The sequence below is a fragment of the Oleiphilus sp. HI0125 genome, from assembly GCF_001635355.1.
In genome coordinates, this window is sequence record NZ_LWGF01001285.1 from 1 (window position 1) to 1,154 (window position 1,154).

The window sequence follows — 1,154 nt, forward strand, 5'->3', positions numbered from 1 at the left end:
GTTCGGTCAGAGCGAAGGTATGGAATGGCTTGCGGATATTTCGCAAGCATTAGGCCCAAGTCAGCCTCTTTACATCATCCTGTTTGCAGCGGCAGTTGTTTTCTTCTGCTTCTTCTATACAGCGTTAATGTATAACCCTCGTGAAGTAGCAGAGAATCTTAAGCGCTCTGGTGCATATCTGGCTGGTAACATTCGTCCTGGCGAGCAAACTGCAAATTACATCGATAACGTACTTACGCGTTTAACAATATTCGGTGCTGCTTATATTACAGCAGTATCATTACTGCCACAGTTTATGGTTGTTTGGTTCAACGTACCGTTTTATTTCGGCGGAACCTCACTTCTTATTGCGGTAGTTGTGGTGATGGACTTTATGGCTCAAGTGCAGTCGCACCTGATGTCTCATCAATATGAGTCTGTTATGAAGAAATCAAACCTTAAAGGTTACGGTAACAGCGGAATGCTGTGATAACCGGTAGGTTTTAGCAAATAGTTGGAGCAGATAATGAAAGTTCGTGCTTCGGTAAAGAAGATTTGCCGTAACTGTAAAATTATTCGTCGCAATGGCTCAGTTCGAGTCATTTGCTCAGAACCTCGTCATAAGCAACGCCAGGGTTAAACCAGGCTTGTAAAAGGGCGTGACGTTCCCTTGATTTATTTTTGATCAAGGTATATGATTCGCGCCCTTTTTAATGACGGTAACAAATATGGCCAAGGGAAATCCCTAAGGTCATTGAATTAAGCGGAGTTAGATGAATGGCACGTATAGCCGGTGTCAACATACCTGACAATAAGCACGCAGTGATTTCACTGACGTACATTTATGGTGTAGGTAGAACGACAGCATACAAACTTTGCGACGCAACAGGCGTTACTCCAACAGCTAAAGTTAGCTCGCTAACTGAAGAACAGTTGGATTCGCTTCGTACTGAGGTCACTAAACTGACCGTTGAAGGTGATTTGCGCCGTGAAGTACAAATGAACATTAAACGTTTGAAGGATCTTGGTTGCTTCCGTGGTCTTCGCCACCGCCACAGTTTGCCTGTGCGTGGTCAGCGTAGTAAGACTAACGCTCGCACTCGTAAGGGTCCACGCAAACCAATTCGTAAATAAGTAGGAAACAGTAATGGCAAAGCCAGGTACACGTACCCGTA

General features: G+C 44.5%; 3 protein-coding genes. All 3 read left to right on the forward strand.

The genetic code is table 11. The features are described 5' to 3' along the window. A partial coding sequence (locus A3762_RS22300) for a preprotein translocase subunit SecY (RefSeq protein WP_369820715.1) occupies positions 1-469 on the forward strand: 469 nt, incomplete at its 5' end. A gap of 36 nt (positions 470-505) precedes the next feature. After that, a complete protein-coding gene (gene rpmJ / locus A3762_RS26150; RefSeq protein WP_082862969.1) occupies positions 506-619 on the forward strand; it encodes a 50S ribosomal protein L36 in 114 nt (37 codons plus the stop codon). Positions 620-756: 137 nt separating this feature from the next. Beyond that, the gene (gene rpsM, locus A3762_RS22305; RefSeq protein WP_068475237.1) at positions 757-1,113 is read left to right on the forward strand and encodes a 30S ribosomal protein S13; all 357 of its coding nucleotides are present in this window, start codon (positions 757-759) and stop codon (positions 1,111-1,113) included. The last annotated feature ends 41 nt before the right edge of the window (positions 1,114-1,154 follow it).